This window comes from Yersinia pekkanenii (assembly GCF_001152565.1).
In the GTDB taxonomy this organism is placed as follows: Bacteria; Pseudomonadota; Gammaproteobacteria; order Enterobacterales; family Enterobacteriaceae; genus Yersinia; species Yersinia pekkanenii.
Genome location: NZ_CQAZ01000073.1, coordinates 1 through 10,044 on the forward strand (window position 1 = coordinate 1; position 10,044 = coordinate 10,044).

The window sequence follows — 10,044 nt, forward strand, 5'->3', positions numbered from 1 at the left end:
TTATTACACGGGACATTGCGCGCCTCGTTCTGCGTCTAGCTATCAACTTTTGAAATTTGGGTAACAGGTAACAACTGAGGTAACAGATGAACCAGTCAGATTTTGCAAAACTTCACAACGTCAGCCGAAAGACAGTAACGGCGTGGAAGGCACGTGGTTGGCTGGTTCTGGCGGGTGATGACATTGATGTCGAGGCATCAAATGCCAACATTGAGCGCTTTCGGAAAACTGTTACCCGACCAGAGAAAAAAGTTGCAGGTAACACGCAGGGTAACAAAGCAGGTAACAAGACGGGTAACAGAGCCAAAGGTAACAGATCAGGTAACAGACCTGATAAAGATCCGGTGGATTCTCCCGCAGACGTTGTGAAGAAAATGATTGCTGAAAGCGGTGTCGAGATGACAATCGATGAAGCCAGAGAAATGAAAGAAAACTTTCTGGCGCTGCTTACTCGGTTGGAATATGACATTAAATCAGGTCAGGTACTTCCTTACAAAGAGATGATTGAGGCGGTAGGTAGCGAATATTCACGTATGCGTACCCGCCTGATTGCCATCGCTCCCGAACATGGTCCCCGCTTGCGGGTGCTGGCCTCAACCACTAACGATGCGGAGTTTGTTGAAGCACTGCAAGAAGTGGTTTACGAGGCAATGGAGGAGCTAAGCCTTGATAACAATAACAACGGAGAGAGCAGTTGACCCAGCCGCTTGGCAAAACTTCTCCACGGAACTGCATCAACGACGCAAGAACGTAAAGCCACCCGAACCTCTATCATTGAGTGAGTGGGCCAATAAGCATGCGGTATTGTCAAAAGAGACCAGTGCACAGACTGGGCGATTTCGCTCTTTTGCTTATCAGGATGGCATTATGGATGCAGTAACTGACCCACTGGTGACTCAGGTGTCCGTCATGAAATCTGCCCGAGTGGGTTACACCAAGATTTTGGATCATGTTATCGGCTATTACCTGGTGCATGACCCTTCACCCATTCTAGTTGTGCAACCCCGTGTTGAAGATGCGGAGGATTACAGTAAGACTGAAATTTCTCCCATGCTCAGGGATACCCCTGTTCTCGCTGAGATATCCGGTGATCCGAAAGCCAAGAGCAGTAACCAGACCATCCTTAAAAAGCAGTTTCTCAATGGTTCTAATTTAACGCTGGTAGGGGCAAACAGTCCTGGTGGCTTCCGTCGTATAACTTGTCGAATCATTGCTTTTGATGAAGTTGATGGGTATCCGATAGCGGGGGCCGGTGTTGATGGTGACCAGATAGCATTGGGTACCAAGCGTTCAGAGACATTCTGGAATAGAAAAATAATATTAGGCTCAACCCCGACGGTTAAAGGAATTAGCCGCATTGAGAAGGCTTATGCTGAAAGTGATCAGCGTAAATATTATGTTCCATGCCCTCACTGTGGTGAGTCTCAAACGCTGGAATGGGGTGGGCCAACAACGCCTTACGGAATTAAGTGGGATAAAGACTCTGACGGTAATGGATTACCCGATACCGCCTATTATGTTTGTCGCCATAACGGTTGCGTGATCCACCACAACGATAAGGCCGGAATGGTTAAAGCGGGACAGTGGCAGGCAACGATGCCCTTTAAAGGACATGCGGGCTTTCATATTTGGGCGGGATACAGTCTCTTTCCTAACGCAGCATGGAAGTATTTGGTTGCCGAGTGGTTGCGGGTGAAGGACGACCCCCTAATGCGCCAGACATTCATCAACCTTGTTTTGGGTGAACCCTATGAAGATCGCGGTGAAAAGGCGCTCAGTGAAAAAAGCCTGGCAGAACGTTGTGAGGTTTATTCTGCTGAAGTCCCTGATGGTGTTGCCGTCGTCACCGCCGGTATCGATACGCAAGACGGGCGGCTTGAGATAGAGGTGGTGGGCTGGGGCCGGAATGAAGAAAGCTGGTCTATTGCGTACGACGTTATTGAAGGGGATTTAGAAACTGATGAACCCTGGCGGCGGCTTGATGCTTACCTGAAGCAGACATGGCGGAGAGCTGACGGGCGAGGGTTTACGATTATGGCTGCCTGTCACGACTCCGGTGGGCATCATACCCAGAAAGTGTATGAGTTTTCCAAAGAGCGTATTGGACGGCGGATATGGGCGATAAAAGGCGAGTCGGCAAGAGGCGGTAAGCGTTCACCCATCTGGCCAACAAGACGCCCATCTTCTCGGTCAAAGTCTCAATTCAAGCCCATTATACTGGGGGTTAATGCCGCAAAAGACGCCATTCGTTCCCGTCTTCACATGGAGCAACCGGCTGCGGGTATCCCTTCTGCGGGGTATATGCATTACCCGGTCGAGCGTGATTTACACCATTTTAGCCAATTACTTGCAGAGCGCTCCGTTGTTAAAACGGCGGGCGGGCAACGTTATCGCGTTTGGGAATTGTTGCCTGGGCGTGCAAATGAAGCATTAGATTGCCGGGTCTACAGCTATGCAGCGCTGAAAGGGTTACTGCATTTTGGATTGAATCTTAACCAGTATGCAGACAGCCTTTTAAGTCATCCTGAAAAATTACTGCCTCCTTCGGACGTTACAGAAAATAAGCCCAATCTGCGTTTTCCGGGCGTCATTATTCCAGAGTCGCAACCCACTACACCTAAAAGTAGAGCCAGAAGGCTGGCTTAAGGATTTCTATGTTCAATGCAAAAACCAGCCTATTGGCCGGTGCGCTGACTCGCACCCAATTAGAGGCTGCATTAACCCAAGCACAGCAAGCCTATATTGAATTATCTGCGGGGTCGAAAGGGGTGTCATTCTCATACGCCCAGGGTGATGGCACCCGCTCAGTCGCATACCAGCAAACTGATATTGGGGCGCTCATGGGGCTGATTCAGCTTCTTCAGGCCCAGTTGGGCATAGTTAGGCGTCCGCGCAGGGCGTTAAGGCCTCGTTACTGATGAAAAATGAAGTGAGGATTTTGGGACCCGACGGTCATCCACTGGCACCTTCGCGCTCTCGTGCCGCCATGCTCAGTGGTGGAAGTCGCGCTCCCTATGACGCTGCTGATTCATTCAGTGACTCCATGGCAAGCTGGCAACCGTCATTGTGGTCACCTGATAACGAAATCAATACCTCCCGCGATCAGGTGGTTGCCCGTGTTCGCGACATGGTACGTAACGATGGCTGGGCTTCCGGCAGTGTTACTCGGATTTTGGATAATGCGGTTGGCGCTACTTTTCGGCCATTGGCCAAAGTTGATTATCGAACCCTGGCATTGATGACAGGTAATTCAAAATTTAATGCAAAATGGGCTGATGAATATGGGCGGGCCATTGAATCTGGCTGGCGAGTCTGGGCCAATGATCCTGGTCGTTACTGTGATGTGGAGCGAAAGAAAACCGTCTCCCAATTATTACGACTCGGCTTGCGTCACAAGCTGACTGACGGTGATGCGCTCTGCGTTATGCAGTATAGACCTGACCGCCTTGGCCATGGTCGGGCGCAGTATGCCACGGCGATGCAGATCATTGACCCGGATAGATTGAGTAACCCTCAGCAGAAATTCGACATGCTGAATATTCGCGGCGGGGTAGAAATTGATGAGGATGGGGTGCCTGTTGCCTATCACATCCGAAAAGCTCACATAGGCGACTGGTGGAGCGGTAAAGAAACAATGACGTGGGAGCGAATACCACGGGAAACCAACTGGGGTCGGCCTATTGTCATCCATGATTTTGACAGTGACCGGGCCTCCCAGCATCGCGGTATCAGTATTTTCACCCCCATCGTTCAGCGTCTGAAAATGCTGATTAAGTATGATGAAGTTGAATTGCAGTCGTCGATCTTGAACTCCATTTTTGCCGCCTTTATCACGTCACCTTATGACCCGAATCTGGTTGCTGATGCCCTTGACACCGGTGAGGAAGTTAACCGATATCAAGACATGCGTCGGGAATATCACGACGAAAAACGCCTGTCATTACAGGGTGGTGCTCGTATTTCGATACTGGCACCCGGCGAAAGCATGACTGCATTAAATGCCGTTCGCCCAACCAGTAATTTTGTCGCATTTGAAAGTGCGACGTTACGGAACGTAGCAGCGTCATTGGGGATTTCCACTCAACAACTGACGCAGGACTGGTCAGATGTTAACTACAGTTCAGCGCGATCCGCGATGCTAGAAGCCTGGAAAACATTAACCCGCCGCCGAGATGATTTTGCTACAGGGTTTGCTCAGCCCATCTTGTCGTGTTTTATCGAAGAATTGCATGATTTAGGTGCGGTTCCCTTGCCTGATGGTGCCCCTGATTTTCTCGATGCTAAAGCGGCTTATTGCCGTGCGCAGTGGATGGGGCCTGGGCGTGGTTGGGTTGATCCGGTGGCTGAGAAGAAAGGGGCCATTCTCGGGATGGAGGCTGGTTTGTCTACTCTCGAAATGGAAGCGGCTGAGAACGTGGGCGAAGATTGGGAGGAACTACTTGATCAGCGCCAGCGAGAACGCGAGGCCTATATTGAGCGTGGGTTACCCATTCCAACATGGTTGCAAGCTGACACCTTTGCACCCGACCAACAACAAAAACCGGAGGCACAGTGAATCTTCCACATTTAGCCCAGCGGCTATTTAACACGCCGCTGGCACTTCACCCACACAAGGCTGAGGTGGTTATGGCGGCATTGACTGACCGGTTCGGCCTGACGCGTATTCAGTCTAATGCCGATTGGGATTGTGATGATGATACGTTTTCACGCAAGGGTCGTGATTGTGGTTATGACGTTATCGAGGGCGTGGCAGTCATTCCAATTCAGGGCACGTTAGTGCAGAAGTTAGGCACCTTGCGACCTTATAGCGGCATGACGGGCTATGACGGCATTCGGGCCAGCTTTCTGACTGCAATGAATGACGATGCGGTCAAGGGCATTTGTTTCGATATCGACTCACCGGGCGGCGAAGTGGCCGGCTGTTTTGATCTGGTCGATGAAATTTATGCCGCCCGAGGCGCTAAACCCATTTGGTCAATCCTGTCTGAAAATGCCTATTCGGCTGCTTATGCATTGGCCAGCGCCGCAGATCGAATTATCGTCCCTCGTACTGGCGGGGTGGGTTCTATCGGCGTCATCGTGATGCATGTTGACTGGTCGCAGCGCATAAAAAGTGATGGGGTGCAGGTCACGATAATCACTTTTGGCAGCAGAAAAGCGGAGTCAAATCCCTACGAAGCATTAAGCGAAGAGGCAAAGAAGGCCATTCAGTCAGATGTTGATGAGATGGGCCGCCTGTTTGTGAGTACCGTTTCCCGCAATCGCGGGATAGCAGAGAGAACTATCAGGGACACTGAAGCCGCGTGTTACTTGGCTGTTGATGGTGTGCAGTTGGGGTTGGCTGATGAAGTTGCCTCGCCTGATGTCGCATTCCGCGATTTATTAACATTGGTTGGAGAAAATAATGGGTAAGAAAATACAAGGTTTTGCTCACCTTTTTGGCCGTGGTGCTAAGGCATCCGATGAACCCGATGATGAGAAAGATGAAGAGGCCAGAAAAGCCAAAAAGGCCGAAGAGGAAGAGGAGGCAAGGAAGGCTAAAAAGGCCGAAGAAAATAATGACGACCCGGACGATTCTGATGATAAGGATCCTGACGCAAGCGACGATGGCGAAGATAATGATGGCGATGATAGCGATGAGAGCAATGATGCCAAAAAAGGTCGTAGCGCAGAACGTCAGCGTTGTGCACGTATTTTTGGCAGCAAGCATGCATCGGGTCGCGGAGAATTAGCCATCTCTCTGGCGCTTAATTCTGGCATGAGTTCCGCCGCCGTGATCCGCGTTCTTGCCTCAACCACGGCTACCGCACCTACACCCGCCTCCCGCAAACGCTCCCTTGATGAACGGATGCAAGCCAACGGTAACGCACGGCCCGGACAGGATGCCGCAGCAGCATCAAAAGGGGTATCAATGGTCACTAAAATGGCCAGCCTTTATGACTCCGCAAGAGGTAAAAAATAATGGATAAGTTCGGACAAAATGCTTTCCAGCCGGGTATGCGGTCATCATTGTTTGCGCCAGATCAGTTAGTCTCAGGGACATTACAACTGGTCACTGATACTGGCGTTATTGCTCAGGCGGCTGCGATACATATACGCGGCACCGTGATGGGTAAAATTACGGCATCAGGCGAGTACGTCAAGTCTGTGAAAGATGCTGAGGATGGCAGTGAAGTACCGGTAGCTATCCTTGTTGATAATGTGGATACCACAGTTACCGCTCAGCGTGGTGGCATATACCTAATGGGACAGTTTAATCAGAACAGTGTTATTCACGATGATTCGTGGACGCTGGCCGAATTAAAAACGGCACTGCGGTCGTATTCAATCTTCCTCGAAGACAGTATCCAAGCGCCAGTTTAAACCTCCACTTTCTTATTTGCACCCAATGCCACTCACCTGGTAGGGGTTTGCTCGTCTTCAATCTTTGTCTGGCGGCTCTGGCTGCCAGCAAATTAAAAGAGATACTCTATGAGTAATATTTACGATACCAATGTGTTAGTGGGTCTGGTCCCCAATCTGAAAACAAGTCAGAACTGGTTACTTGATCGCTTCTTTCCCAACGTGGTGACTTACGAAACCGAAGAGGTTTCCATCGATGTCGATATTGGTAAGCGTCGGATGTCTCCTTTTGTTTCCCCGCTAGTTGAAGGGAGGCTGGTGGAGAGCCGCAAATATCAAACCAATACGTTTAAACCGGCTTATATCAAAGACAAACGAGCACCTGATTTGCGTAAACCTATCCGCCGCCAGATGGGTGAGCGTATCGGTGGGGAGTTCACCTCAGCAGAACGTGAAATGTTAAATATTCAGTTTGAAATGGAAGATCAGATCGACATGCTGAACCGCCGTAATGAATGGATGGCGGCGAGTGCCTTGGTCAAATCTCAGATAACGGTGGTGGGTGATGGGTTCCCAACAACGGTTATTGATTTTGGCCGCTCCGCTGACCTGACAATCACATTAAGCGGCGCAGATAAATGGCCTTTATCCGTACCCGCAGGGACAACCAACACCCAACCGACAGATGATATTGAAGATTGGCAAACGCGGATCTTGAAAGAATCAGGCTCGGTGGCCACTGACCTGGTATTCACTACGTCGTCATGGAAAGCGTTTCGTCTGGACACAACAATCAAAGACAACGCCATCACATTCCCGGCATTGAGTCCATTTGGTAATCAGGTCGATGCGGGGCCGCGTATCGCCAAAGGCGCAGTCTATAAGGGGCGCTGGGGCAATTTTGATTTGTGGTTGTATAACGACTGGTTTATTGACCCAGTTGATTATGTGGAAAAGCCCATGATCCCCGACGGGGCTGTATTGATGTCAGGTGCTGACCTGATGGGGACTCGCGCTTTTGGTGTCATTCTGGACCCTGCGTTTAACTATGGCCCAATGGCATTCGCACCCAAATCATGGGTCATGCCGGACCCAGCGCAGCGTTACTTGCTGATGCAATCGGCTCCACTGGTTATTCCAAGCCGGGTCAATGCTTCACTCTGTGCCACGGTGGTGTGATATGGCAAAACCAACAAAGCAACAACCGAGTATCAATGAACTGGGCGGTTTGCCGTCCGAGTTCGCAACAGATGCACAGCAGGAGTGGCTTGCTGTGGAAGATGACAGCGAAAAACAGCCTGAGATTAATGCTCAAGAAAAACCCACAGAGAATTTTGGGGGTGGCGATAATACTGCTGATGACTCTGATGACTCTGATGACTCTGATGACTCTGATGAGATGGAGGTCGCTGTGGTAAAAGGCCAGACAGTGCGCCATAGCGGGGGAAATTATACGGAGAATAGCCGTTTATTTCTGCCACATGATGATGCTGAACGGCTGATTAACCTGGGCGTGGTTGCTGATGTGAAAGTATTACGGCAACAGACCACTCGCGCTGCTGGCCCCTCAATCACTGTTGATGATGGTGTGAAGATAAATCGGGGGAGCTAATAATGGGCATCAACTGGGATCAGCATCTTCTCGGCCCCTTACATTCGGTATTTGGTGACCCGGTTGATTACCGGCCAGGTGATAAAAAACCGACATATACCATTAGTGGCATCTTTGACCGCGCATACACACAGGATGTGGAGCCGCTGGACGGTGGTAGCACAATTAATACCACCAGGCCGGTTTTAGGTGTCAGGGACAGTGAGTTTCGCTCACCGCCGGAACAAGGTGACCGTGTGTTCATTGGCGTGGTCGGTGGGGTGGTGGTCAATACCCTGTTTGCTGTGGCAGACGTACAGCCAGATAGCCACGGTGGCAGTAAGCTTATTCTTAATAGGGTGAAATAATGAATACAGCCCAAGTCAGGCAGTTAGTGGTAGATGCTCTCAAGGAAAAAACAGACGCAGGTATTCGCGTCTATTCTCCCCGCACCTGGCCCACTACCGAGGCGCTGTACCCGGTTATTTTGGTGCAGTCGCTGATAGAGGAAAAGCAGTCATTAGGACGCAACGCTCCGCAGTTCAACACCATCACCACTGTTCGCATTACTGGCCGGTTGCAGGAACTTGACGGTGAACATGTGGACGATGGCGCAGATAAGGCGGAATTGGCACTTGAGCGATTGCGAGATCAAATTGAGCGGGCAGTGATAAACAGTTATGACCTCACACGTCAGATACAGCAGTTTGCCCGAGTGCGCTCAACCATTGATCTGGACTCCGGCGGCGAGGGGCATATGGCCCAATTACTGATGGAGCTGGATATTGAATATTACCAGGGGCCGGAGGATTTCTACCCCATCAACGCTGACCGACTGGATGGCATGGATATCACGATCGCTATGCCAGATGGCACTACAGACCCCCTGGTTTCTATAAACTTCCCGGAGTAAATCCCATGATTGTTAAACCCGTAGCCGGTCGCTCAGTGCGCGACCCGGTGAAGGGCACCTTTTTGCCCGAATCCGGTACCGAGGTTCCCGATAATTCATTTTGGCGTCGTCGTTTAAATGATGGCGATGTGGTACGAGAACAGCCTAAAGAGCTTAAACCCGCGCCAGAAGCCACCAAAGCGGAGAAAACCAAATAATGACTATTCCCTTTACTAACATTCCGAGCAATCTTCGGACGCCGCTTTTCTTCGCTGAATTTGATAACTCTCAGGCGAACACGGCAACCACCACGCAGCGCACGTTAATCATTGGGCAAACGCTGGATTCCAGCACGCTACCGGCTGATGTGCCGGTACTGGTTTCCTCAGTGGCCACTGTCGCGGGTCTGTGTGGTGCGGGTTCAATGCTGCATGGACAGATGGCGGCTTATTTGGCGAATGACACCGCCGGTGAAATTTACATTTTGCCACTGATTGATGCTGAATCGATGGTTGCTGCGGTGGGTAAAATCACGGTAACAACACAGGCATCAGCTACAGGCGTGATTTCACTTTATATCGCGGGTATTCGCGTGCAAGTAGCGGTAGTCGCGACTGATGATGTCAATGCGATCGCAGCAGCGTTGGCCAGTGCCATTGAGGGGCGGCCTGAATTGCCGGTCACGGTTGTCCATACCGGTGAAATTGTATCGACAGGTGCGGTTGTGGTGCTGGCCGCGAAGAATAAAGGTGCTCATGGTAATAACATTGATCTGCGGCTGAATTACCTCGGCAGCGCAGGTGGTGAAACAACACCTGAAAGCCTGGTACTGACGTTTACACCGATGGCGGGTGGTGCGGGTGCACCAGAGCTGGATGATGCGCTGGCTAATTTGCAGGACCGAACATTTGATTTCATCATCAACCCCTACACCGATACGGCATCGTTGAATAAAATCAAAGAGTTTCTGTCAGACAGTACCGGGCGCTGGAGCTACAGTCAGCAATTGTACGGCCACAGCTTTGCCGCTCAATCCGGAACTTATGGCCAACTGACCACCGCCGGGGAGTTACGCAATGATCAACACGCTTCTCTGCTGGGTATCAATGGCTCGCCAACACCGAGCTATGTCTGGTCAGCGGCTTATGTTGGCGCGATTGCGCAAAGTCTGCGTAATGACCCCGGACGTCCTCTGCAAACCTTGGCGATCAGTGGCGTA

The 10,044-nt window shown here is 50.8% G+C and carries 13 protein-coding genes; all 13 read left to right on the forward strand.

Annotation, left to right across the window (positions count from 1 at the left end; translation table 11 throughout):
* Positions 1-86: 86 nt before the first annotated feature.
* Positions 87-698 (forward strand): hypothetical protein, encoded by a 612-nt coding sequence (locus tag AEP37_RS21310; protein WP_005278871.1) that lies wholly within the window; start codon positions 87-89, stop codon positions 696-698.
* Positions 667-2,646 (forward strand): phage terminase large subunit family protein, encoded by a 1,980-nt coding sequence (locus tag AEP37_RS21315; protein WP_156168710.1) that lies wholly within the window; start codon positions 667-669, stop codon positions 2,644-2,646. The genes AEP37_RS21310 and AEP37_RS21315 overlap by 32 nt, the downstream gene beginning before the upstream one ends.
* 8 nt (positions 2,647-2,654) lie before the next feature.
* Entirely contained in the window at positions 2,655-2,918 is a 264-nt protein-coding gene (gene gpW, locus AEP37_RS21320) for a gpW family head-tail joining protein (protein ID WP_049615216.1), read from the forward strand.
* Positions 2,918-4,555 (forward strand): phage portal protein, encoded by a 1,638-nt coding sequence (locus AEP37_RS21325; RefSeq protein WP_244880821.1) that lies wholly within the window; start codon positions 2,918-2,920, stop codon positions 4,553-4,555. The genes gpW and AEP37_RS21325 overlap by 1 nt, the downstream gene beginning before the upstream one ends.
* Positions 4,552-5,412 (forward strand): S49 family peptidase, encoded by an 861-nt coding sequence (locus AEP37_RS21330; protein WP_049615217.1) that lies wholly within the window; start codon positions 4,552-4,554, stop codon positions 5,410-5,412. The genes AEP37_RS21325 and AEP37_RS21330 overlap by 4 nt, the downstream gene beginning before the upstream one ends.
* Entirely contained in the window at positions 5,405-5,962 is a 558-nt protein-coding gene (locus AEP37_RS21335; protein ID WP_049615218.1) for a hypothetical protein, read from the forward strand. The genes AEP37_RS21330 and AEP37_RS21335 overlap by 8 nt, the downstream gene beginning before the upstream one ends.
* Positions 5,962-6,363, forward strand: a complete 402-nt coding sequence (locus AEP37_RS21340) for a head decoration protein (RefSeq protein WP_049615219.1) — start codon at positions 5,962-5,964, stop codon at positions 6,361-6,363. Before AEP37_RS21335 ends, AEP37_RS21340 begins: the two co-directional genes overlap by 1 nt.
* 108 nt (positions 6,364-6,471) lie before the next feature.
* Complete coding sequence (locus AEP37_RS21345; protein ID WP_049615220.1) at positions 6,472-7,521, forward strand: major capsid protein; 1,050 nt, start codon at positions 6,472-6,474, stop codon at positions 7,519-7,521.
* Position 7,522: 1 nt separating this feature from the next.
* Positions 7,523-7,954: a hypothetical protein gene (locus tag AEP37_RS21350; protein WP_049615221.1), complete on the forward strand. Its 432-nt coding sequence runs from the start codon at positions 7,523-7,525 to the stop codon at positions 7,952-7,954.
* Positions 7,955-7,956: 2 nt separating this feature from the next.
* A complete protein-coding gene (locus AEP37_RS21355; RefSeq protein WP_049615222.1) occupies positions 7,957-8,301 on the forward strand; it encodes a head-tail joining protein in 345 nt (114 codons plus the stop codon).
* Entirely contained in the window at positions 8,301-8,846 is a 546-nt protein-coding gene (locus tag AEP37_RS21360) for a hypothetical protein (RefSeq protein ID WP_049615223.1), read from the forward strand. Before AEP37_RS21355 ends, AEP37_RS21360 begins: the two co-directional genes overlap by 1 nt.
* A gap of 5 nt (positions 8,847-8,851) precedes the next feature.
* Complete coding sequence (locus tag AEP37_RS21365; protein ID WP_049615224.1) at positions 8,852-9,043, forward strand: DUF2635 domain-containing protein; 192 nt, start codon at positions 8,852-8,854, stop codon at positions 9,041-9,043.
* On the forward strand, positions 9,043-10,044 hold a 1,002-nt coding region (locus tag AEP37_RS21370; protein WP_049615225.1), incomplete at its 3' end, for a phage tail sheath subtilisin-like domain-containing protein. The genes AEP37_RS21365 and AEP37_RS21370, both read left to right, overlap by 1 nt.